Source organism: Moorena sp. SIOASIH (genome assembly GCF_010671925.1).
GTDB lineage: Bacteria > Cyanobacteriota > Cyanobacteriia > Cyanobacteriales > Coleofasciculaceae > Moorena.
In genome coordinates, this window is the sequence record NZ_JAAHIH010000007.1 from 314708 (window position 1) to 336847 (window position 22140).

Here is a 22140-nt window from a genome sequence, read left to right on the forward strand (position 1 = left end):
ATCTTGCTATTTCATAGATTAGCTACCAACTGAGTCGAGAGAAATCCGGAAAGTGCCAATCAATTCTCTGTCTACCCCATATTCCTAAGCATATGCGCTACGCCCATTAGCTGATAACTGTTCGCGTAGCGTGCGCGTAGCGCATTAGCTGATAGCTTACATATTTGTAAGCATTCAGCTATCAGCTCTCAGCTCTCAGCTCTCAGCTCTCAGCTCTCAGCTCTCAGCTTTGAGCTTTTAAATAAGCGATGCAGCGCGGTCTTGGGGGTTTCCCCCATGAGCTATTGCATCAAGACAACAAGTAAGCATTCGTTTAATCTTTGTTACGTCAGCTGAATGCTGACGGCTGACGGCTGACGGCTGACGGCTGACGGCTGACGGCTGAATGCTTACACATATTTTTTTATTTAATCAGAGAAAATAAATTTTTTTAAGAAAAGTAAAAACTTTCCGGATAATCAATAATTATGAGTTTTCAATGTAAGTCAGTATTATCCCTATTTCTCTAACTAAATAATAGTTATGGGTTAAAAATTTTTCAGTAGTATTTCTAATTTACAACCATCTTTATAGGCGGTTAGTTTAGAACTATGAAACGAGTTAAACACTAACTCAATTCAGGATAAACTATCAACTCACAAAGCTCGAAAAACAATGAACAACAACTCTCTTTCTCTAGGCAAAACTCTCATCAACACAGGTCTCATTTTTGCGGGCTTAACTGCTGTACTGGCCACATCAGCTAACGCTGAATCAGCTATTCGCGGATCTGCCGTAGAGACACGGCCTTCTGGAAGCTCTATCAGTGTTTCCGGTGAGCTGATTTTACCTGAATCTCTCCACTTTTCTGGTCCATTGACTGTTACACCAGCATACACCGGTGCTGGAACAGACACTGCAACTATCGATACCCTCACCCTAGATGGAACTGGAGTTGCGGCAGTCTCGACTACTACCACTACTGACTCAGTAAATCCATTCCTTGACGCTGCTGCAACCGCTCTAGGTGCTGCTACCGCAGTTGAGGATCAAGCAGCTTTAATCCGTGCCGGAGCAGGTACCGAGGGCTTGGGTGCTCTAGAGTAAATTAACAGTCAATAACTCCTCTTCAATCAGGGCAAACGCATCTTAATTAATAAACCCTCTATTAGCTTCAATAGTAAGCTATCAGCTATCAGCTATCAGCAATTAGCTATCAGCTATCAGCTATCAGCTATCAGCTATCAGCTATCAGCTATCAGCTATCAGCTATCAGCTATCAGCTTATGATAAAGCTTGGCCAAAGGCCCATGGCCAATGGCTGAGCGCTGACCGCTGAGCGCTGACCGCTGAGCGCTGACCGCTGACCGCACCTCAAGTAGCGTGCGCGTAGCACATATGCTTAAGTCACACTCAACTGAAAAGCGCTATAGAGTCATAATTTTTCCGTAATCCACATCAATGGTTTACTGTCAAGACTAGTTTAGATGCGTTTACCCTTTCTCTTCAATTACGTTTTCTTGATCATGCCTCCTGGAATTTCTCTGTAGAGAAATCCTAGGAGTATTTTTTATATTTTTAGACAACACTAGCAAAGAAAGAAGGGAACAAGTAGCGTAAGCATTAAGCCGTCAGCCGTCAGCCGTCAGCTTAATGCTTACGGCAAGGGAGAAGCAGATCTAACAGAGATTAAACTAATGTCTACCTCTTTTATTCAAAAGCACCTCAAGTAGCGTGCCCATAGCCCATAAGCTGATAACTGATAGCTGACAGCTGATAGCTGAATGCTTACCAAGTAGCAGGAAACTTTGGAGCAGTAAACAAAAATTATCACAATTCATTTGTAAGCCATCAGCTTATGTGCTATAGGCATAAGCTTTTGCCGTAGCGTGGCCATTTGCGTAGCGTTGCCAAAGGCCAAAGCCTGTGGCTAAAAGCTGATGGCTTACACCAAAAGCAACGTAAGCATATGCGCTACGCGCACGCTACGCGAACAGCAGTCAGTGGTCAGCCGTCAGCTTTGTGGCACAGGCTTCCAGCCTGTGACTTCACGCGACACGCGCTATAGCTGAATGCTTACAAAGCAACTATTTTTTTGTTGCAAAAATTTATAAATTTAATAGGCATATCTAATTTATATACAGCGGTTTGTAATTAATTAAATTACAAAATTATAGGTGTTATTAATCAGGACTTACAGAGCATTAAATAAGCAAAAAAATAACAATCAATATCATCAAAAATTGTACATTTTGTTGAAATGCTGTTACTGGATAATTTTAGGTTAAAATAATGGAGAAAATAATTTTACTTTTTTTTGCAAATTTTTTTGTTCAAACACCAACGTTCCCTACCGATTTTAATAATTACCAACTTTTTGAAAACGTACAATTGGAAGTTAAAGATTCAGATTTTTTGACGTCTTATTCTGATCAGCTTAAAGACTTTAGAATTGATAAGCAGCCAAACGATCAGCCAGACGATAATCTAAATTTATTGGCAATAGAGGTTGCTGAATCTAGGTCACCTGAAACAGAGTCAAGCCCCTTAGCAGCAAAAACCGAAAATCAAGAAATTCCCAAAAAACCTCCCATCACTGACGTTATAACTCAAAGTGCCACCAAGTATCCTTGGATTATTAATCCAACCGATAAGTTAACCTTTGATCCGACATTATTTAGACCAAATAAAAACGAAAATTACCTAGAGACAGAGTTAAGATTCGCTGACGACAATCCCATTCTGAATAGATTTACCTTTGCTAATTTTCCTAAAGATAGTCAATTTTACTGGGTTCTTGATGGCAATACTGTTGTTATAGAGACTCAAGGATTCCAAGGTGGTATTCTCTACCAAGGAAAGTCAAGGGATACTCAACTCACCCAAACAGCGACTGTAGAGCAATCCTTTTGGGGGCTACAATTTATCTCGGCTTTGCCCAATAATTTTGAAGAGTTAGTTGGAGACGTTGAGGTTAATGACTTGGCAGTCAGGGTAATATCTGGAGAATTGATCACTCCAGAAGGAACACGGGCTGGTGAAGTAATCATTAATAGTGGAATTGATCCTAACGATCCTAATGTCACTGTCTTGGAAAATAATGTAATCAATCTTGGCAGTGGTTCAACCTTGAATCGTGACGGTGGAGGCTCTTTATTCCAATTTTTAGATGCAGATAATGCTCCCCGGATTTTGCAAGGTTATCCAACCACCAATCTACAACCTTTGTTAGATAATGGTAATGTCAAATTTGAAGAAGGAGAAATAATTCCTCAAGAGGCTCTACAAGCGGCGGGAATTACCTGGGGAGACCCTTTGACAGGAGAAGGTCTTAATTTCACCGCTCCTACTACATCTATCCCTGGCTCTAAGATTGCACAACCAGGGGGAGGGATGACCAATGATTTATTGAATTTATCTGTCAATCCTTTCCTAACTGAAGAGGAAAGAGATTTTCATTATCTAAATTCTTTACATTGGATTCCCCTTGGTCAAACAGCTACTGAAGTTAACTTGAATCTTGATAGTCAAGACAGTAAGAATTGGTACAGATTTTATATCAGCAAATCTCACAACCGAAGCCTGATTCAGTATGACCCAGTAGATATCAGTGCCAGTTACTCAAGTATTTTTTCCAACCCAGGTATTTCCCTAACCCTATCCTTTGATGGGGACATTGATTCGACCCAAATTGGGAATGCGACTCTGGGAATGGCACTCGGGATAGTTTTTGAATTCCTTGATATCAACAATATAGACAACAGTATTCAAGACGCTCGACAAAAATTTGACAATAACGAAGGATTTGCTCGGTTAAAGACTAGAGCTACTCCCCAACAGCGACGTCAAATCAATCAAAGACTTAATCAAACCTTAGCCAGTACTAATCGCTCTAGTCGTCTCAATCAGGTATCGGGTACTGTGACGTTTCCTAGTAAAATTAGCCCTAACCACTCTAGGATAGTCCAACTGAGAACAGGGAATCACCAGCGAGCCATTGATTTTATTAAAAGAGATATAAGTGATTGGGATCAAGGAGATACGTCTTTTTCTGAACTAACACTATCTAACCAAGATTTTGGTCCATTGGGTTTCATTGCTGGGGTAATTCCTTTGAATAATACCGCGATTACTCCCAGTAACGAATCCTCAGCGGTAGACGTTATTTTGACTAGTCCTGATGGCAGACAATTTGTGCAACAATTTAGGTCTTTTGATAATACTGTCGTACCAATCAACAGTGGTCGAGCATTTGATATAGCATTTGATCGGATTACACTCACCCAGACTTCTCAGCGAAGTATTCGAGACAGAACCTTTGCTGGTTATGTATCTCTACCTACTATAGAAGTATTAGTAGCTGGTACATCAGAAAATTTCAACTATAGTGTCAGCTTAGGAGGTTGGTTTAATCTGGCTCCTAATTCAGCACCAGGGGTTGGAGAAAACAATCCCTCAGAGCTTTCAGAGAATAATGTATTTACCAAAGAACCAACTGTAGGAGTTTATAGCTACGCTGAGGTAAATTGGCTGAATCGACATGTAGCGGTTGACTCAAGCAATAAACCAATAGCCATAATCACTCACGTGCCGTTTTTTAGTATTAATTGGAATAGTTCTGCCAATCGATTGAATCCTTTCCAAATCACAGCCGCCTATTCCTTTTCACGTCAAGGAAAAAGCTTAGGGTATTCAGTGACTCCGGCTATTCTGTATACTCCAGAAGGTCTGAATGCTTTTATGCCAGAAAATAGTCAAGGGGAAGTTGTCGGATATATTACTGGAGATTTAGCAACTGTCGGCGGTTTAAAATCCAAGCTTAATCTAGAGATAGGTAGGAAAGTATTTTATGATGTAGAGCTTTCACAACGAGTGATCGATAATTTTTCTCTAGGCGCTTATGTCAGAAATTTCACCACTACCAATGTGGGCCTTGAAAGTCGAGTTTCAGACTTTAACTATGGCGCTATCTTGAGGTACAATTCAAATAATGGTATAGTTATAGATGCTAAACTAGGTACCGGTGACCAGGGATTTGATGCTAGAGTCCAAGCAGGCGCTCAGTTCAAGTTTTAATAGTTAGGAATTAGGAATTAGTTAATTGCAATGTTGAAGGTTTAAAGTTGAAAGTTGAAGGTTAGCTGGTTGAAGGTTAGCTGGTTGAAGGTTGAAGGTTGAAGGTTGAAGGTTGAAGGTTGAAGGTTAGCAGGTTGCAGGTTGAAGGTTAGCAGGTTGAAGGTTGAAGGTTAGCAGGTTGAAGGTTGAAGGTTAGCAGGTTGAAGGTTAGTTGGTTGCAGGCTGGAGGTTGAATCTTGAATTTTGAATCTTGAATCTTGAATTCTTAATTCTTAATTCTTAATTCTTAATTCTTAATTCTTAATTCTTAATTCTTAATTCTTAATTCTTAATTCTTAATTCTTAATTCTTAATTCTTAATTCTTAATTCTTAATAATGAGTGATACCTTTTAATAAAGCTTATTCAATAGTGGGTAGAGTAGAATTAATTCGCAAGAAATTTTCTAAATCTTCATAGGTTCCAGCGTAGGTAATAGTGGAAGTATCATAACCTTTGAGATTGACAGTGTGTTGCTTGAACTTAAGCTCAGACTTTCTGATTTTAGAAAGGTAGCGGTATGTGTCCTCTCCTAAGGCAATATCTAGACCAAGTTCCTTGGTGGCAGATTCGAGGCGAAAAGCGGCAATTACAGTATCCCCAACAGCAGTGTATTCTGGGCGATCGCCACTACCAGTGGTGTTACCAACAATAGCATGACCGGTGTTGATTCCAGTACCAATTCGCAGTGGGAAGGGCAGAGGATATTCCTTAGAGAGATTGGTAGTCATTTTGTTGAGGTCATTGACCGCTTGCAAAATACTCATGGCTTCTTGATCACTGACCCCTTTAGAGCCATGAAACCAAATCGCCATAATCGCGTCACCGATGTATTTATCTACCCAACTGCCACACCTTTTCAGAATTTCTCCAGACTCCCGGAACCAGCTACCAATTGCCACTGAGAGGGTGGTTTCATCTAACTGGTGGGTGAGTACGGTGAAGTTCCGGATGTCCACCACCATCACTGAAATCAGGCGGCGTACGTGCAATATTGACGTTTGGGTATCTTTATCTATAGGTTCGGGTGGTTCAGTTTGATGAGCCTTGGCTGGGCAATAAAACTCCAATTCTGTCTGACCAAAGGTAAGATGATCGCCATTGCGCAAGGTAACAGGAATGCTGACTCTACGCCCATTGACAAATGTACCGTTACGGCTACCTAAATCAATAAGATAGAAATCGCCGTTTTCGGTACACTGCAACATCGCATGGTTTCGGGAAATCCAGCGATCTGAAAGTACAAAATTGTTATCATCACTACGACCGACGGTCCAGCAATTGCTACCAACTAATGGCATATAGTGATTGCCAGAGTCAGTAGGCATAAGTAGGTAAGGGGTGGATCGCAAAGTCACCACAGATATAGGAGCAACAACAGGGTTAACAGAGACGTTGATCATTGCATCAATTTTCCAAGATTTCCCCTGATCAGGGAAGGATAGCGCAGCAGTTGGAGAAACAATAGCAGCAACAAGTTACTAATAAGTTACTAACTAATTACTGCTAATCGAGCTTGAGTGTGCTGCTGTCAAAGACCCAGCAAGACTCATAAGCTGACCCTAGTAGATGCATTCAAAGGATGATCAAGTCATTTCGGAATGACAACGCTCAAAACTAACCTAACCTAATATAAATCACTAAATATAAATAACTAAATGACGAAGGCTTCCTAAGAAGCCCACACTGTACCCCTTAGGGTCAGTGTCTGGAGTCATCATGCTAGGTTAGCTGCCAACCAAAAAAGACTATCTACCACAATTGTACTCAACACTGCTCCACTAAACGTCCACCAATGGGGCTGTTCTTTTGTCAATGACCAAAGACCAACTATTCCTAGCGTAGCAACCAAAACCACTGCCCAGCTAATTCCCCAAGGAGTTTGGACTTGTGCGATCGCATTTTGAAAGATTGGTTTTGCCAGTACTGGCTCTACTACCATCACCTGACGCCAGTAAGTAATTAGATTCGTCAAGTAGAAATAGATGTCGGTCATAGCTGTACCGAATAACGAACCCAAGTAAAACAGATTTCCTACTTTTCCCCAACCCCGCCACAATCCCCACAGAGCAAATGGTAGACCAATTGCCTCTACGGGTAAATGCCATAGAGGTTCAGTGCGCAACCAACCCCAATATAGTGAACCAGCCAGCCAACTCCAGCTAAATCCCAACAGCAAGTCACCCCAGACTTGGGTTGATGGACGTTGGAGCAGTTTTACCCCCAGCCACACCCAAGCCAGGGTGATGGCTAAACTCAACAGTGGGAAAAGGCGCACTAGGGGAGCTTGGAAGAACACTGGTACAGAAACCAAGAAAGAGGCGGCAGCAAATAATAGCCATCCTTGAGGATTACTCACTCCCCTAGGGGGGATCGATAGAAGCAGTTGCCCTGACTGATGGGAATTCCTTGGGGCTAGATCAGAAAACCAAGTATTTTTAAACAAAATTTTGTTATTTATCGTTAATTATCTTTATTGAACTTAATATATCATTACCAATATCCCCCCTGGGGGCATATTGGTAAGGGTAATTGAATGTGGTGGTGTATGGCAAGGGTAGAAATATTTAATTTTTCAATTGGGTGAAGTACAAATTTTTAGGGAGTAGGGAGTAGAGAGTAGGGAGTAGGGAGTAGGGAGTAGGGAGTAGGGAGTAGGGAACAGGGAACAGGGAATAGGGAACAGGGAACAGGGAATAGGGGAAAAAATTTTTTGTACCTCATGATTATGAGAATTGCCATCTAAAATCTGAAGGATGAACTCAAAAATTTATGGAAAATTAAGATTTCCTTAGCCTGGGTGGTGCGCTACCGGTAGGGCCAGGGCTATTGCTAGACTTTTTCCCGATTCCCGATTCCCGATTCCCGATTCCCGACTCCCGACTCCCGATTCCCGAGATGGAAAATTAAGATTTCCTTAGCCTGGGTGGTGCGCTACCGGTAGGGCCAGGGCTATTGCTAGACTTTTTCCCGATTCCCGATTCCCGATTCCCGATTCCCGATTCCCGACTCCCGACTCCCGATTCCCGAGATGGATGAAATATTAAGGTTTAAGGATTAAGGATCAATACGAGATGGAATTGGGATATCATGAAAAGTTTGCTAAGAATCCAGATTCCATTGGCGATTGTTGGTAATTTATGCCAGAATACCGATTGAATTAAGGCTGGCTGATTCAGCTACAGCAACCTCAATAGGGGAAAGAATGGTCTTATCAAAACGTCAATTTATCAATTTTTCTATCATTGCTGTCCTTAGCGCCTGCCTTACCTTCCCCTTGAAGGTTCTCGCTACAACTCCTGCCCCAGATGTCTTATCCTCAAGCAGTACCACTGCCACAATTACTACGCCCCACATGACTATTTTTCAGGCGGTGGTGCTGGGTTTGGTGCAGGGGTTTACCGAATTTCTGCCCATCAGTAGCACCGCTCATTTAAAAGTGGTACCTGTGGCATTAGGGTGGGGTGATCCAGGGGTTGCGTTTACGGCTGTGATTCAACTAGGCTCGATTGCGGCGGTGGTGTGGTACTTCTGGGGAGACTTGGCTAAAGTCACTACTGGCGCATTCAAAGCTATCCGTACATCCGATTACCAATCCCAAGACTTCCAGATGGCACTGGGAATTGCGTTGGGAACCCTACCCATCGTTTTCTTTGGACTGCTGATTAAAATTTTTATCCCTGATTATGACAATTCTCCGATACGGAGTACCATGTCAATCGCCTATGTCTCGATTGTGATGGGTTTGTTAATGGGTGTTTCTGAAGTCGTGGGTAAGCGTAAGCGTAACTTTGAGGATTTAGGTCTTAAAGATGGGATCGGGATGGGCTTGGCTCAGGCGTTGGCTTTAATGCCTGGTGTCTCCCGGTCTGGCTCAACTCTCACTGCTGGTTTATTCATGGGTTTGGAACGAGCAACCGCAGCACGGTTTTCCTTTTTGTTGGGCATCCCCGCCATTACCTTAGCTGGTTTAGTGGAGTTAGTCGGTTTGCTCAAAGATGGCATCGGGGATACTGGCGCAATGTCACTGATTGTAGGGGTGATTTCATCAGCAGTATTTTCCTACGCAGCGATCGCATGGATGATCAGCTATCTCAAAAAACAAGGTGTCTGGATATTCGTCTGGTATCGGTTATTGTTTGGGATAGCAATTTTAGGTGCTATCATAACTGGGCTGTTACAAAATAGTTAGCGATCGCAAGTGTGGGAAGATGGGGAGATAGGGAGATAGGGAGATAGGGAGATAGGGAGATGGGGAGAATTATCCCTTAAACTATTGTAGATTTCGATATATATTTTGGATATACAGCGTTTTTCATAACTATTAGGTACACAGGATTCTTTCACTCTTGCCTCTTGCCTCTTGCCTGTTGCCTCTTGCCTTCCCCTCCTGGGAGGGGTTAGGGGTGGGTTCCTCTTGCCTCTTGCCTCTTGCCTGCTCCCTGCTCCCTGCTCCCTGCTCCCTAAAACCCAGAACTTTGTGCCTCACCCAATTGAGAACTGCTATAAATGAGTCAAAGCTCGATTAGTCCAGTATTAATCACAAAGGTTATTCCCAACTCCATTGCTGCTGAGATTGGATTTGAACCAGGAGATTCTATTGTTGCGATCAATGGTAGCCATCCCCGTGATTTGATTGATTATCAATTCCTGTGTGCGGATGAAATTCTAGAACTGGAAGTGCTGGATGGGGCAGGTAAGACTCATGTGATCGAAATTGAGAAAGACTATGATGACGATTTGGGGCTGGAATTCGAGACAGCGTTATTTGATGGTTTGATTCAGTGCAATAATCGTTGCCCATTTTGCTTTATCGACCAACAACCACCAGGTAAGCGCCAAAGCCTTTATTTCAAAGATGATGACTATCGGCTTAGTTTTCTGTATGGGTCTTATCTAACCCTGACTAATCTGACTCAAACGGAGTGGGATCGGATCGAACGGATGCGTCTATCTCCTCTTTATGTTTCGGTTCATGCTACTGAAGCGGATGTGCGCATACGGTTACTGAAAAATCCCCGGGCTGGGCAAATTTTAGACCAGTTAAGGTGGTTTCAGGAGCGACGGCTGCAAATTCATGCCCAGGTAGTGGTGTGTCCTGGAATTAATGATGGCATTCACTTAGAACGTACTCTGTTAGATTTAGCGCAATTCTATACCGGTGATCTGCCTGCAGTGGCTTCAACCGCAGTAGTACCGGTGGGATTGACTCGATTTCGACCCCAAGAAGATGAACTGAGTGCTGTTACTGGGGAGAAAGCGAGGGAAGTGATTGCTCAAGTTCAAAGGCTTCAGGAAAAATTTAAGCACCAGTTGGGGTCTACCTTTGCTTGGTTGGCAGATGAGTGGTTTTTGATTGCTAGAGAAGAGTTACCTCCAGAATCCGATTATGGAGACTACCCTCAAATTGGGAATGGTGTCGGTTCTATTCGTCTGTTCTTGAAAGAATTCCAAACTACTGCTATTAAACGGTTGCCTAAGGGTCTAGAAATCCCCCGGCGGGGGACTTGGGTAGTGGGTAATGCGGTGGAAAAAGCCTTTGAACCTGTGGTAGAACGGTTCAATGCTGTGGCAGGATTGGAGATTAAGATGGTAGCGTTATCGAGTGATTACTGGGGTCAGGAGATAACGGTTACTGGCTTGCTGACTGGACAGGATTTACTGAAGGGATTACAAGGAAAAGAGTTAGGAGAAATGATTCTGTTACCTGGGTTGATGCTTAAGCATGGTGATACCCGGTTTCTGGATGATATGACTGTGGCAGAAGTGGCTGATCAGCTCAAGACTCCGATTATTCCGGTTAATGGTATTGAGGAATTGATCGATGGAGCTGTTGGGAATAGGGAGTAGGGAGTAGGGAGTAGGGAGTAGGGAGTAGGGAGTAGGGAGTAGGGAGTAGGGAATCGGGAGTAGGGAATCGGGAATCGGGAATCGGGAATCGGGAATCGGGAATCGGGAATCGGGAATCGGGAATCGGAAAAAAAAGTAAGTATTCAGCTATCAGCTATCAGCTATCAGTTATCAGCTATCAGTTATCAGCTTATGGGCTATGGGCACGCTGCATCGCTACTTGAGGTTCTGAGGTTTCTTTTAAGCTGACGGCTGACCGCTGAATGCTTACAGAATAACCAATTTAAAGGCACATCAGCTTATCTATAGTTTATCCATCAAAATTATTAACTAAAATTAGATAAAAACTCAGACAAATTAATCTTATACCAAGTTGCGGTCAAACGTACAACTTTCTCTTCCGCCAATCTCCCTATCTCCCCATCTCCCTATCTCCCTATCTCCCCATCTCCCCATCTCCCTATCCAAGCAATCTACTCTCTTTGAATGCAACTCGGTATTATTCCTTGAGATTTTCAACACTAGTCTGGATATCCTGATAAACCTCACGCAGATACTCGATTAACTCCTGTTGAGACATTTCACGAATCTGCAATTCTCTGATCACGAATGCCAACTGTTGCAGAGAATTGTTGTTAATTTCAGTAAATGCCTGATCCATTAACTCCTGCTGTAGGGGGAGTCGCTCAGACAACAGATGCATTTGCTGCTGTAATTTTAGATATAAGTAGAAAATGTGCAGGTTCAATCCTACTGTGAAAAGTAGTAGGATTCCCTGCACTGTAGATAACAATATTAGAGCTTAGGATTGATGTGATATAGCGATTTTAAATTTGGTGAGGTACAGAGTTTCTGGTTTTAGGGAATAGAGAAGAGGGAACAGGGCAAAAATATTATGTACCTCATTATGCTAAAAACCGCTATAGTAAACTATGCTGTTCCCTGTTCCCGACTTGTGGAAGAAGTTTAGTGATTTAGCTACAGTCTGGTCAAAGTAATGGGAGCTAACATTAGAGGATATCTGAAAAGTTTTTTGATACTGAATTTTGCCCCCCTAGCCCCCCAACTTTGGGGGGAACAAGAGTCAATTTGCTTCTAAAAGTCCCCCAAAATTGGGGGATTTAGGGGGCTTGGATGTAGCAAATGGGACTTCTCAGACAACCTCTTACTAATTCTTTTCCACTATAGTAGTGCGATAGAGTTTGAGGTAATTGACCTTTTCCTTTTTGCCACGGTACCCCACGGCAATGCCCGTAATCACCATATCATTATTATCACCGGGATTAAACTCAACCTCGTAGCTACTATCAGGAGAACTTACTTCCTCTGTACCCTTAAAAGCAATTGACTGTAGGTTGGTTTCGAGATAGTTGTTCACGGAGCTACCAGGGGTGAGTTCTTGGTAGTAAAGCACCATTTTTCTGAATTCGCTGTTGTCTCCCTTCAACCCAATGCCTGTCACTACACAGCCCTCTGGGACTTCCCCTAGGGTTTCGTAATCGGTCTGGTTAAAGGTAGTTTTGTCTCCAAACACCTCCCAGTGACGTTGGGCTGTAGACAGATTAAGGTAGCAGACGGCAGTAAGATTGAACTTCTTGTCCTTAATCAGACCTCCAAAGCCAACTACTGGGTAGCCATCCTTGGCTCCTGAGTCTACCTCCATATCTTTATTGTCGCCTGCGATCCACTCTTGGGTTTGAGAACTGGTAGTGAGCTCAGTAGTACTAGGGTTCGTACCTGCATCAAGAACAGCTTGGATGGCTGCGTCGATTTCATTTTTGCGAGCGTCATCATTCTCCACTAACTCCGAAATCTTCTTCAGGGAGTCAGAGGTAAAGTCCACGAGGACGAAATTACCAGAAACCGATGCAGTCCAATCATTAAAGTCCTCCAAAGTGTCGGGAGTGCCACCGATGCACCAAAACTCGCCATTAGATTGATTGTTCGATTGCGACTCGTCGGTCTGGTTAGAACTCGAAATTGATCCCGAGTAGTCGCCATAGTTTGCCTCTACTTTGACTTCGGCTTCCTGGGAGCTGCTATAACTGAATTTTGAGACACTTTGACTATAAGACCAGCGACCCCCGAAAACAGCTTCGTAGAGAAAGTGAGTGCCGTATTTTGCCACTAACTTGTCGGCGTCCATGTTGTAGAGGTCATCCTTGAAGTCCTCATCAAGATTATTCAGGGCATAGTCGAGATCCAGGGTCAACTTGTAGGAATTGACATAGCCCGATTTTTCAACATGATAGAAGTAGCTGCTACTGGTGTATGACTCTGAGTATTTAGCCGAAACTTCGGAGCTAAACAGACCATAGGAACCGGACAAGTTGGCAGAAACTGACATCTTGGTGTATAGTTCTTCAGTACTTTCGTAAGAGGAGGTTTTCTCATCAGCTTCGTATAATAAGACAGGAGTGCCTATGGCATCCTTGGGGTAAGAATATTGATCACCGTAGACCGTGATTTCTGTATCTGCGTCAGGCAAAGAAAACAGTCGCTTGCTGGTATTTACGGAGTTAGCGCGGGCATAGTAACCATAGATGTCGTAGGTACAGCCAAGATATCCGATGCCGGTTAGATTATTAGCCATGCTTTTCTCCTAGAGTAAACTGATTTTTTAAACTAGATATCCCGATAATATAGCAACCCTAAATGATTGGTGACAAGTGATCGGCTTGAAACCCAGGTATAACAAGGATCACGTTTTGGAACATTACCACAACCTATTTAGGATTGCTATATCATAAAAATCCTAAAAATCAAGTATAATAAAAAAATGCTCTATAGATAAACGGTAAAAATGACCAATTACACTTGGAAATATATTCAAAAAAATCCTAAATCAACAAAAGAATTATAAGAAACTTTTTGGCTAAAAAACTACAAAAATAAAATGGTAAAACTAAGAAATGATAATTAAATGATTCACAAAAAACGGAAAATATAGCAATTCTCTATGCCATGAGGTACAAAGAGATCCCCCTAAATCCCCCTTAATAAGGGGGACTTTGAGCTTGAAAAGCGTACCTCATAAATCCTAGAAACGCTATAAACCTTTATAAAAATCGCGAATAGTTGTAGAACATTTAATTATAAAAATTAAAATAATTAAAATTATAGAATAAAAATTTACCTTGACTAAAAATCGATATCAATCGGTAATTGCAACCGTTTGTGTCTTAGTTAGATTAAGAAGCGCACCTAAGCGGTCTTGGGGAGGTAGTGCGGTCTTGGGGGTTCCCCCATGAGCGACTGCATCAAGACATTGGTTCTCTAATTTTAGAATTAATAAAATCGGCAGAATGTGGTCAAGAAATTGACATTGTCATTAGTCATATTTTTAATCCATATTTAGATTTTGAGACTCCAAAACCTCATTAAATCGTTCCTATGGCTCAGTTTTACATGAGTCTTTGACCCACTTCTTGTGATTGCTGCGACTGGATTACAGATTCTTGGATATGTCTAATAAAAGTTATTATAACACGAGTCGAGTGCGATCGCCAGTTTGGTGGGATGTACCAATAGCCATTAATTCATAAAACCGTGGGTCTGTTAGTAGAAGCTCCCTGTCATGAGTGCGATCGCTCTTGTAGTGGCATAGCACAGCTAAAGTAGTAGGATAGATTGTAAGCATTCAGCTATCAGCCGTCAGCTATCAGCTATCAGCTATCAGCGAACAGCGATTAGCGCTACGCGCTACGCGCACGCGTGCGCGTTCAGCTCTCAGTTTTGAGCTTTGAGCTTTTAAATAAAACCAGTAAGCATTCGTTTAATCTTTGTTACGTCAGCTGACGGCTGAATGCTGAATGCTGACGGCTGACGGCTGACGGCTGACGGCTGACGGCTGAATGCTTAGGATAGATTTTTTAAAAAAGCCTTAATTTACAATGGATTAAGCGATAAAGCACCATTTTAGCTGTGTTAGTCTACCGAGACAAATTAATCTTATTCCTTGAGATTTGCAACACTAGTCTGAATATCCTGATACACCTCACGCAGATACTCGATTAATTCCTGTTGAGACATTTCACGAATCTGCAATTCTCTGATCACGAATGCCAACTGTTGCAGAGAATTGTTGTGAATTTCAGTAAATGCCCGATCCATTAACTTCTGCTGCAGCCGGAGTTGCTCAGACAACAGATGCACTTGCTGCTGTAATTGTAGATATAAGTAGAAAATGTGCAGGTTCAATCCTACTGTGAAAAGTAGTAGAATTCCCTGCACTGTGGATAATAACATTAGAACTTAGGATTGATGTGATCTAGCGGTTTTTAATTTGGTGAGGTACTAATTTTTGGGTTTTAGGGACTTCGGAGCAGGGACTTCGGAGCAGGGAGCAGGGAGTAGGGAGTAGGGAGTAGGGACTTCGGAGCAGTAAAGTCAGAATAGGTAAAAGTTAAAAAATTATTGTACTTCATTATCATAAAAATTGCTATATACACTCTTATTTATTTCCTCTTATTTATTCCCTATACCCTGTTAATTTAAATCAAAACCATGGGATTTAAATAAAGATTAGCTTAGGGTTTATTGAAAATTACTTTGCACAAAAAAATTCTAAAAACCCTTGACAATTTATTTTATACTCATTATGATTATAGTATGCAAACAACAAGCAAAAGGTGACCAAGATGGATTCCGAATTTCGCCCAAACCCTGAAAACAACCCTGAGGATATTACTCCTAGTAATAATCCTCAGGAATCTTCTCCAAAAAAATACCCTGTTAAGCACATTCTTAAGGGCTCCCGCCAGGCTATCATCAACACGATGCATGCCCTTTATGCACTGCGTTACGCCGAGATTTCCGAGTGGAGTCCTCTGCAGCCGACGGGCATTCCTGGGGAATTTATTACGATGATGACCAAGTACATAACTTTGGGTTAATGGATTAACTTTCTGGGGGGCTTTGCCCCCTGGCAAAATCATCGAGTCTGCTCCCATGGGAGCAGGTCTGGATAGGGTTGAAAACTGAATCACATAAGGTCAATTTCCTAGCCGTGGATGGTATTTCTGCGGCTATTTTTTTTAAGGGAGTAGGGAATTTAGAATTTAGAATTTAGAATTTAGAATTTAGAATTTAGAATTTAGAATTTAGAATTTAGAATTTAGAATTTAGAATTTAGAATTTAGAGTAGGGAATCGGGAATCGGTAATTGGGAGTAGGTAATCGGTAATTGGGAATAGCGATGCGCTGCATCAAGAGGTGCGCGCCCGTTCGCGCCCCGCGTCGGCTTTGCCGAAAGGTGCGACCCGTGGCGAATTTAATTCTTAATGGTAAGAGCGCACCTAACAGGGAATCAACGTAAAAGAAAACTGTACCTCATAACTGCGAGAAACGCTATAGTATCTATAGATCTAGAGATTAAATAGTAAATATAATTGATCATGGCTGATTCTAGTTCCTTAAATAAACCAACTGTCCACTCTTCTGATGCTCCAAGCTGTGATGAGTCCCTAGTTCATCTAGATAATGTGTGGCAGTTGCAGAGTAAGGTTCTAGCAACAGAAAAAGCGCAACAGATGGCAGAGTTTTTTAGCGTTCTTTCCGACCCTCATCGGCTAAAGTTGCTTTCAGCCCTGGCACAGCAAGAGCTTTGTGTCTGCGACTTAGCAGCGATAGTAAAAATGGGGGAATCGGCAGTATCTCATCAGTTAAGAGTTTTGCGATCGCAAAAACTAGTAAAATATCGCCGTCAAGGTCGCAACGTTTACTACAGCCTTGCCGATGAACATATTGTGACTTTTTATAGAGAAGTAGCTCAACACCTTGATCAAGGTTGATTATTCAGCAGAGATATAGCAATTATAAGACTTGTGAGATACAAATATCTAGGTTTTAGGGAGCAGGGAGCAGGGAGCAGGGAGCAGGGAGCAGGGAGCAGGGAGCAGGGAGCAGGCAAGAGGCAAGAGGCAAGAGGCAAGAGGCAAGAGGCAAGAGGCAAGAGGCAAGAGGCAAGAGGCAAGAGGCAAGAGGCAAGAGGCAAGAGGCAAGAGGCAAGAGGGAAAAAATATTGTGTACCTCATAGTTATGGAAAAATGCTGTAAATAATTTATTTGGCACAGCTACTTACTATATAATTTGAATAATCTTTCATCTGAATAGTCTTTCATATATTCAGGAGATGTTCACAGTTAGGTATTGCTATGGCAGAACACCATCATCATCAAGACTGCTGCAACTCTGGGCATTGCATTGAAGCCGTTGCTGAGGTAACAACCCATGATGACTGCTGCGGGAACAGTCAAGGAAAGGAGGTGACAACCCATGATGACTGCTGCGGGAACAGTCAAGGAAAGAATGAATTTAACTTGTGGCGCGAGTTAAGAGCGGTCGCGATCGCTACTCCTCTTTTGTTAATCGGACTGATTTTTCAAGATAGTTTACATCAGACTCCTTTTGGCATAGCTGAATATGCCATCTTGATTCCTGCTTACTTACTCTGTGGTTGGGGAGTGCTAACCACTGCGGGGCGAAATATCCTGCGGGGTCGGATTTTTGACGAAAACTTTTTGATGACCATTGCCACCATAGGCGCGATCGCTATTCACGAACTACCGGAAGCAGTGGGCGTGATGTTGTTTTACCAGCTGGGGGAATTGGTACAGGGGTCTGCGGTGGGGCGATCGCGTCGTTCGATTCGAGCCTTGCTAGAAGTGCGTCCCGATACTGCTAATCTGCTAGTTGACGGCGAGATAAAAACCGTTTCCCCTGATCAAGTTGCTGTTGGGGAAATGATTCGGGTACGCCCTGGGGAGAAAGTTCCCCTGGACGGTGAGATTATTCAGGGAAGTTCCCAACTGGATACGTCTGCCCTCACAGGAGAATCAGTGCCCCGTACCGTTGTAACAGGAGATCTGGTGTTAGCAGGGATGATTAACCAGTCTGGAGGGCTAACCATTCGCGTTACTAAGCCCTTTGACGAGTCTTCCATTGCCAGAATTTTGGACTTGGTGGAAAACGCCAGAAGCAAAAAAGCCGACACGGAAAAGTTTATTACTCGCTTTACCCGCTACTATACACCCGTTGTAGTTTTTCTTTCCCTAGCAGTTGCCCTGTTACCACCTTTGCTAATTTCGGGAGCAAGCCCAAGCACCTGGACTTATCGAGCCTTGGTGCTGTTGGTGATTTCCTGTCCCTGTGGATTGGTCATTAGTATTCCTCTCGGCTATTTTGGCGGTATTGGAGGGGCAGCCAAGCGCGGTATTTTGATTAAAGGTTCTACGTTTTTAGATGCCTTAACTCAGGTGAAAACCGTCGTCTTTGATAAAACTGGCACCCTTACTAAAGGAAACTTTCGAGTCACCGATATTATTACCCATAATGGTTTGAGTCAAGAGCAATTACTAGAATTAGCTGCTCATGTAGAATCTGGGTCAAATCATCCCGTCGCCCAATCGATTCGACAAGCTCATGGCAAACCGATTGACAGTTCTAAGGTTGAAAATTATCAAGAAATTGCGGGACAGGGTATTCTCGCCCAAATTGATGGAAAAGTTGTCATCGCAGGAAACGATCGCTTACTCCATCGAGAGGGGATTTCCCATCATGTCTGTGTGGCTGATAGTACGGTAGCTCACTTAGCTGTGGATGGTGAATACAGTGGGCGTATCTTAATTGCCGATGAACTCAAAGAAGATGCCATCAATGCCATCCAAGCACTGCACCAACAGCAGATTAAAACTGTGATGCTGACAGGAGACAGTCAAACCATAGCTAATACTATCGCTCGAAGGCTAGGGATAGATGATTTTCAAGCCGAACTTTTACCAGAGGAGAAGCTGAATGCTTTAGAGAAGATCCTCACAGCAGTAAACCAAACTAACCATAAAACCGCATTTGTGGGAGATGGCATCAACGACGCACCAGTAATTGCTCGTGCTGATGTGGGCATAGCTATGGGGGGATTAGGCTCAGATGCTGCTATCGAAACCGCCGACGTGGTAATTATGACCGATGCTCCCTCTAAAGTAGCAGAAGCGATCGCCATCGCCCGCCGAACCCTCCGTATTGTTTGGCAAAATATTATTATTGCTTTGGGAGTGAAAGTCGTCTTTATTGCCCTGGGTGCGATGGGGGTAGCAACTCTCTGGGAAGCTGTATTTGCCGATATGGGAGTGGCTCTGTTGGCGATTCTTAATGCTAGTCGAGTATTGCAGATAAGGGAGCAGGGAGCAGGGAGCAGGGAACAGGCAATAGGCAATAGGCAATAGGCAATAGGCAATAGGCAAGAGGGAAAAAATATTGTGTACCTCATAGATATGATAAACACTATAAACAATCAGGGGATAGAATTGGAAAAATCAATATCTATTGATCGATTTATCGATTTGTTGCCGATAGGCAGCAATTTCAGCCTGTAGATCCTCAAAGGTCGGGTCTTCCTTAAAGCATGCAAATTTATCGAGCCAAGGATTTCCTGTCTTGCCTAGTAGGGGAATGTCAACTTCAACTACTTCAACCTGATTCGTTAGATAGTCAAGTAGTTGAGCTTTAAGCTGATTGATAGCAGCATCACGGCTATTTTCTACAACCATGACTTCCGGCCATTCTTTGGCACGAGCGATATATTTATCGTTTTCTTTACTGAGGATAATTTCATAAATCATGACCCCATCTCCTGCTCTTCTCTAGTCGCTATTTCAATTTTACCTGAGGGGGTAACAAGTAAGTATTCAGCTATCAGCTTATGTGCTACGCACACGCTACGCGAACAGCTATCAGCTATCAGCTTATGGCGGTTTGCTGATTGTTGTTAGAGAGAATTGAAGATGTCTATAAATTATTTAAGCTTTTAACTATGTTCATGCAATACATCTCGTGTAAACTTAGGAGAATCAGAAGGAATAGGGTTTTGTTGCATTCGCTCAACAAGTAACTTTAAAAAATCTTGTCTAGCCTCAATATCGGTAATCTGGGGAGGAATCACTTTAGGTGATTTAACCAAAAGCTCAACTTCAACACCTTCAGGTAAATCACAGGCTGTTTGAAGGATAAATGTGCCACTATGGTAAATCGCTTTCAAGATTTGGACCATGGGAAATGCTCCATCATAAGAGTTAGGGACTGACTAATCGTTTCAGTTCTTTAGTCATGTAGTGTCGAGGCATAATTAATTTATTTATATACTTCTCTCTATATAGCACTACCCATTAAAGTTAGGAAATTGATACAAGCTCAAAAGCTGTTGTAGTCAACTTTTGCCTCTTGCCTCTTGCCTCTTGCCTTGCGCGTAGCGCTATACTAAGAGACAGATTTAAGGTATTGATGAGCTCTAGCTTTCGCCAATCTAATCAGATGTTCGACCACTAAAAACTGTTCAAGTTCATTTTTTTCGGATGGGGATAAATCTCCTAATTTTGCGCGTTCCACTAAATCTTCTATCTGTTCTTTTGTAGCTTCCGAAAATTGAAACTTAGTTACACTTTCTGGGCTAGTTCCTTGAGCAACCAAATCAATAAATTCATCGTAGATTTTCTGAGTTGTTACTAAAGTCGTCATGGTCACATTCCCAGCAACGATAACAATGGGCAACTATATTATAGACAATCAGGGGATAGAATTGGTAAAATCAATATCTATTAATCGATTTGTTGCCGATAGGCAGCAATTTCAGCCTGTAGATCGTCAAAGGTCGGGTCATCCTTAAAGCATCCAAATTTATCGAGCCAAGGATTTCCTGTTTTCCCTAGTAGGGGAATGTCAACTTCAACAACTTCAACCTGATTAGTTAGATAGTCAAGTAGTTGAGCTTTAAGCTGATTGATAGCAGCATCACGGCTATTTTCTACAACCATGACTTCGGGCCATTCTTTGGCACGAGCAATATATTTATCGTTTTCTCTACTGAGGATAACTTCATAAATCATGACTCCATCTCCTGCTCATATTAAGTCGCTATTTCAATTTTAGCTGAGGGGCTGACAACAAGGCTATTAGGGATTATTAATGGCAGTCAGTTATTGCAAATAAGGGAGAATTGAAGATGTATATAGCGTTTCTAGGACTCATGAGGTACACAGAATTATTTGACTATTGGCTCTTGCCTCTTCTGTCTTACCTGCTCCCTGCTCCCTGCTCCCTGCTCCCTGCTCCCTATTTCAACAGTTAATTTTACTTTTGTCCGACTAATTACCCTTCAAAGGATTTTGTAACCATAGTTTGCAAAAAATGCTTTACCTCTTGGGGCGATCGCAAATGGTAAACCTGCTTTGTTGCTTTAGCCGCTTCCACATAAGTTCGGTATTTGGGCGTTAGCTTTTTATGACCAAAAAGATGGGTTTCAAGCCCCTTCCTTCGTTGGCCTTTGGCCACGCTACGCGAACGACGGCTTTCAAGTAATGTGCTAGAATATGCATAGTGGCCTAACACAGACAGGAAAAGTCGGTACTGTCATAATTTCACGAGCGTTTTGCGATGTTAGCACTTGAGGCGCGAAAAACCTCATTAAAAACGTATGGATCCTAACAGATACCGAAAACCAGTAAAGCAAACTTTGAAAACAAAAGTACCGTGGGGCACACGGAAACTGAGGAAACTCAACGCTTAGGGAGACAAGCCCACTGGGGTTAGTTAAATTAGGCTAGATGTTTGGTTCTTCTGGACGGGCATTTGGCTTAAGTATTGCCTTTCAGGATAACTAATTTTAAGGCATGTCGTAGAACTAAGAATCCCCGTTCTTACAGGACGGGGAGTGTCAACCACCAGTAATGTCGCAGCACAGCCATATCCAGATAGACCAGGGTATCGGCTACATCTAGCCGTTGCCACACCGTATCGAGTGAGCCAAATCCATCAACGATCCATTGCTCCTGTTGCAAAAGGTGATCATGGGCGGCTTTAAACTCCGCATGGGGCACCTGATCACCGCTCGGTCTATATTGCATGAGATCCAGGTTTACCAAGGGTAATCCAGTTATTTCCGCTAAACGTTTGCTGAGGGTCGATTTGCCAGCGCCAGCATTGCCAAATACTGCAACTCTATTCATAGTTAGGGAACAGGGAGTAGGGAGTAGGGAGTAGGGAGTAGGGAGTAGGGAGTAGGGAGTAGGGAACAGGGAGTAGGGAGTAGGGAACAGGGAACAGGGAACAGGGAAGAGATAAGAGGGAACAGGGAAGTCGGAAGTCGGAAGTGGATAAACAATGTGTACCTGATAGTTATGCAAACCGCCGTAGTACTGAAATAGTC

Annotated in this window: 23 protein-coding genes; 9 read left to right on the forward strand and 14 right to left on the reverse strand. The window is 42.7% G+C overall.

Annotated features, from left to right (window positions below):
- Nucleotides 1-654: 654 nt before the first annotated feature.
- The 3 genes from F6J90_RS37490 to F6J90_RS37500 all read left to right on the forward strand — a co-directional run bounded on the left by F6J90_RS37490 (nt 655) and on the right by F6J90_RS37500 (nt 5055).
- A complete protein-coding gene (locus tag F6J90_RS37490) occupies nt 655-1086 on the forward strand; it encodes a hypothetical protein (protein WP_293106170.1) in 432 nt (143 codons plus the stop codon).
- Between the two features lie 833 nt (nt 1087-1919).
- Nucleotides 1920-2051 carry a hypothetical protein gene (locus tag F6J90_RS37495; RefSeq protein WP_293106173.1) on the forward strand — a complete coding sequence of 44 codons (132 nt, stop codon included), beginning with the start codon at nt 1920-1922 and terminating at the stop codon, nt 2049-2051.
- Between the two features lie 319 nt (nt 2052-2370).
- Entirely contained in the window at nt 2371-5055 is a 2685-nt protein-coding gene (locus F6J90_RS37500) for a hypothetical protein (RefSeq protein WP_293106176.1), read from the forward strand.
- Between the two features lie 400 nt (nt 5056-5455).
- Here F6J90_RS37500 and F6J90_RS37505 read toward each other — a convergent pair whose 3' ends face one another.
- The 3 genes from F6J90_RS37505 to F6J90_RS37515 form a co-directional block, all read right to left on the reverse strand.
- Complete coding sequence (locus tag F6J90_RS37505; RefSeq protein WP_293106179.1) at nt 5456-6496, reverse strand: adenylate/guanylate cyclase domain-containing protein; 1041 nt, start codon at nt 6494-6496, stop codon at nt 5456-5458.
- 314 nt (nt 6497-6810) lie between these two features.
- On the reverse strand, nt 6811-7452 hold the full coding sequence (locus F6J90_RS37510; protein ID WP_293106181.1) for a DUF3120 domain-containing protein: 642 nt from the start codon (nt 7450-7452) through the stop codon (nt 6811-6813).
- A gap of 239 nt (nt 7453-7691) precedes the next feature.
- Nucleotides 7692-7817, reverse strand: a complete 126-nt coding sequence (locus tag F6J90_RS37515; RefSeq protein ID WP_293106184.1) for a hypothetical protein — start codon at nt 7815-7817, stop codon at nt 7692-7694.
- Nucleotides 7818-8448: 631 nt separating this feature from the next.
- On the opposite strand from F6J90_RS37515, the gene F6J90_RS37520 reads away from it, so the two are divergent.
- Nucleotides 8449-9285 carry an undecaprenyl-diphosphate phosphatase gene (locus F6J90_RS37520; RefSeq protein ID WP_293106456.1) on the forward strand — a complete coding sequence of 279 codons (837 nt, stop codon included), beginning with the start codon at nt 8449-8451 and terminating at the stop codon, nt 9283-9285.
- On the opposite strand, the gene F6J90_RS37525 is transcribed toward F6J90_RS37520, so the two are convergent.
- Nucleotides 9282-9440, reverse strand: coding sequence for a hypothetical protein (locus tag F6J90_RS37525; protein WP_293106187.1), 159 nt, complete (start codon nt 9438-9440; stop codon nt 9282-9284). The two genes, F6J90_RS37520 and F6J90_RS37525, sit on opposite strands and share 4 nt — an antisense overlap.
- A gap of 2 nt (nt 9441-9442) precedes the next feature.
- Between F6J90_RS37525 and F6J90_RS37530 the strand changes: the two genes are divergently transcribed.
- Together F6J90_RS37530 and F6J90_RS37535 are read left to right on the forward strand one after the other, a co-directional pair.
- A complete protein-coding gene (locus tag F6J90_RS37530) occupies nt 9443-9622 on the forward strand; it encodes a hypothetical protein (protein WP_293106190.1) in 180 nt (59 codons plus the stop codon).
- The gene (locus F6J90_RS37535; protein ID WP_293106193.1) at nt 9603-10943 is read left to right on the forward strand and encodes a TIGR03279 family radical SAM protein; all 1341 of its coding nucleotides are present in this window, start codon (nt 9603-9605) and stop codon (nt 10941-10943) included. The genes F6J90_RS37530 and F6J90_RS37535 overlap by 20 nt, the downstream gene beginning before the upstream one ends.
- Nucleotides 10944-11442: 499 nt before the next feature.
- Here the strand turns inward: F6J90_RS37535 and F6J90_RS37540 are convergent, their stop codons facing one another.
- From F6J90_RS37540 to F6J90_RS37555, 4 genes are all read right to left on the reverse strand, one after another.
- Entirely contained in the window at nt 11443-11646 is a 204-nt protein-coding gene (locus tag F6J90_RS37540) for a hypothetical protein (RefSeq protein ID WP_293106196.1), read from the reverse strand.
- Nucleotides 11647-12111: 465 nt separating this feature from the next.
- Entirely contained in the window at nt 12112-13536 is a 1425-nt protein-coding gene (locus F6J90_RS37545) for an MAC/perforin domain-containing protein (RefSeq protein WP_293106199.1), read from the reverse strand.
- 888 nt (nt 13537-14424) lie between these two features.
- Nucleotides 14425-14583, reverse strand: a complete 159-nt coding sequence (locus tag F6J90_RS37550; RefSeq protein WP_293106201.1) for a hypothetical protein — start codon at nt 14581-14583, stop codon at nt 14425-14427.
- 311 nt (nt 14584-14894) lie between these two features.
- Complete coding sequence (locus F6J90_RS37555; protein WP_293106203.1) at nt 14895-15191, reverse strand: hypothetical protein; 297 nt, start codon at nt 15189-15191, stop codon at nt 14895-14897.
- A 392-nt stretch (nt 15192-15583) separates the two neighbouring features.
- Here F6J90_RS37555 and F6J90_RS37560 point away from each other — a divergent pair, with 392 nt between their 5' ends.
- Nucleotides 15584-15838: a hypothetical protein gene (locus F6J90_RS37560; protein ID WP_293106206.1), complete on the forward strand. Its 255-nt coding sequence runs from the start codon at nt 15584-15586 to the stop codon at nt 15836-15838.
- A gap of 501 nt (nt 15839-16339) precedes the next feature.
- The gene (locus F6J90_RS37565) at nt 16340-16735 is read left to right on the forward strand and encodes a metalloregulator ArsR/SmtB family transcription factor (RefSeq protein ID WP_293106209.1); all 396 of its coding nucleotides are present in this window, start codon (nt 16340-16342) and stop codon (nt 16733-16735) included.
- 48 nt (nt 16736-16783) lie between these two features.
- Here F6J90_RS37565 and F6J90_RS37570 read toward each other — a convergent pair whose 3' ends face one another.
- Nucleotides 16784-16978, reverse strand: a complete 195-nt coding sequence (locus F6J90_RS37570) for a hypothetical protein (RefSeq protein ID WP_293106212.1) — start codon at nt 16976-16978, stop codon at nt 16784-16786.
- A 120-nt stretch (nt 16979-17098) separates the two neighbouring features.
- Here F6J90_RS37570 and F6J90_RS37575 point away from each other — a divergent pair, with 120 nt between their 5' ends.
- Complete coding sequence (locus F6J90_RS37575) at nt 17099-19165, forward strand: heavy metal translocating P-type ATPase (protein WP_293106215.1); 2067 nt, start codon at nt 17099-17101, stop codon at nt 19163-19165.
- A gap of 90 nt (nt 19166-19255) precedes the next feature.
- Here F6J90_RS37575 and F6J90_RS37580 read toward each other — a convergent pair whose 3' ends face one another.
- The 5 genes from F6J90_RS37580 to F6J90_RS37600 all read right to left on the reverse strand — a co-directional run bounded on the left by F6J90_RS37580 (nt 19256) and on the right by F6J90_RS37600 (nt 22117).
- Nucleotides 19256-19561, reverse strand: a complete 306-nt coding sequence (locus tag F6J90_RS37580) for a hypothetical protein (protein WP_293106218.1) — start codon at nt 19559-19561, stop codon at nt 19256-19258.
- A 185-nt stretch (nt 19562-19746) separates the two neighbouring features.
- The gene (locus F6J90_RS37585) at nt 19747-19989 is read right to left on the reverse strand and encodes a DUF104 domain-containing protein (protein WP_293106221.1); all 243 of its coding nucleotides are present in this window, start codon (nt 19987-19989) and stop codon (nt 19747-19749) included.
- Nucleotides 19990-20195: 206 nt separating this feature from the next.
- The gene (locus F6J90_RS37590) at nt 20196-20453 is read right to left on the reverse strand and encodes a hypothetical protein (RefSeq protein WP_293106224.1); all 258 of its coding nucleotides are present in this window, start codon (nt 20451-20453) and stop codon (nt 20196-20198) included.
- Between the two features lie 80 nt (nt 20454-20533).
- Complete coding sequence (locus tag F6J90_RS37595; RefSeq protein WP_293106227.1) at nt 20534-20821, reverse strand: hypothetical protein; 288 nt, start codon at nt 20819-20821, stop codon at nt 20534-20536.
- 810 nt (nt 20822-21631) lie between these two features.
- On the reverse strand, nt 21632-22117 hold the full coding sequence (locus F6J90_RS37600; RefSeq protein ID WP_293106230.1) for a hypothetical protein: 486 nt from the start codon (nt 22115-22117) through the stop codon (nt 21632-21634).
- Nucleotides 22118-22140: the final 23 nt, after the last annotated feature.

Bases quoted from the DNA above. Each gene is read 5' to 3' on its own strand.
- F6J90_RS37540 (WP_293106196.1), bottom strand. From the start codon at position 11,646: ATGCATCTGTTGTCTGAGCGACTCCCCCTACAGCAGGAGTTAATGGAT.
- F6J90_RS37595 (WP_293106227.1), bottom strand. From the start codon at position 20,821: ATGATTTATGAAGTTATCCTCAGTAGAGAAAACGATAAATATATTGCT.
- F6J90_RS37580 (WP_293106218.1), bottom strand. From the start codon at position 19,561: ATGATTTATGAAATTATCCTCAGTAAAGAAAACGATAAATATATCGCT.
- F6J90_RS37515 (WP_293106184.1), bottom strand. From the start codon at position 7,817: ATGAGGTACAAAAAATTTTTTCCCCTATTCCCTGTTCCCTGTTCCCTA.
- F6J90_RS37505 (WP_293106179.1), bottom strand. From the start codon at position 6,496: ATGATCAACGTCTCTGTTAACCCTGTTGTTGCTCCTATATCTGTGGTG.
- F6J90_RS37535 (WP_293106193.1), top strand. From the start codon at position 9,603: ATGAGTCAAAGCTCGATTAGTCCAGTATTAATCACAAAGGTTATTCCC.
- F6J90_RS37490 (WP_293106170.1), top strand. From the start codon at position 655: ATGAACAACAACTCTCTTTCTCTAGGCAAAACTCTCATCAACACAGGT.
- F6J90_RS37520 (WP_293106456.1), top strand. From the start codon at position 8,449: ATGACTATTTTTCAGGCGGTGGTGCTGGGTTTGGTGCAGGGGTTTACC.
- F6J90_RS37590 (WP_293106224.1), bottom strand. From the start codon at position 20,453: ATGACGACTTTAGTAACAACTCAGAAAATCTACGATGAATTTATTGAT.
- F6J90_RS37560 (WP_293106206.1), top strand. From the start codon at position 15,584: ATGGATTCCGAATTTCGCCCAAACCCTGAAAACAACCCTGAGGATATT.
- F6J90_RS37585 (WP_293106221.1), bottom strand. From the start codon at position 19,989: ATGGTCCAAATCTTGAAAGCGATTTACCATAGTGGCACATTTATCCTT.
- F6J90_RS37545 (WP_293106199.1), bottom strand. From the start codon at position 13,536: ATGGCTAATAATCTAACCGGCATCGGATATCTTGGCTGTACCTACGAC.
- F6J90_RS37570 (WP_293106212.1), bottom strand. From the start codon at position 16,978: ATGAGGTACACAATATTTTTTCCCTCTTGCCTCTTGCCTCTTGCCTCT.
- F6J90_RS37495 (WP_293106173.1), top strand. From the start codon at position 1,920: ATGGCTTACACCAAAAGCAACGTAAGCATATGCGCTACGCGCACGCTA.
- F6J90_RS37550 (WP_293106201.1), bottom strand. From the start codon at position 14,583: ATGCTTACAATCTATCCTACTACTTTAGCTGTGCTATGCCACTACAAG.
- F6J90_RS37565 (WP_293106209.1), top strand. From the start codon at position 16,340: ATGGCTGATTCTAGTTCCTTAAATAAACCAACTGTCCACTCTTCTGAT.
- F6J90_RS37575 (WP_293106215.1), top strand. From the start codon at position 17,099: ATGGCAGAACACCATCATCATCAAGACTGCTGCAACTCTGGGCATTGC.
- F6J90_RS37555 (WP_293106203.1), bottom strand. From the start codon at position 15,191: ATGTTATTATCCACAGTGCAGGGAATTCTACTACTTTTCACAGTAGGA.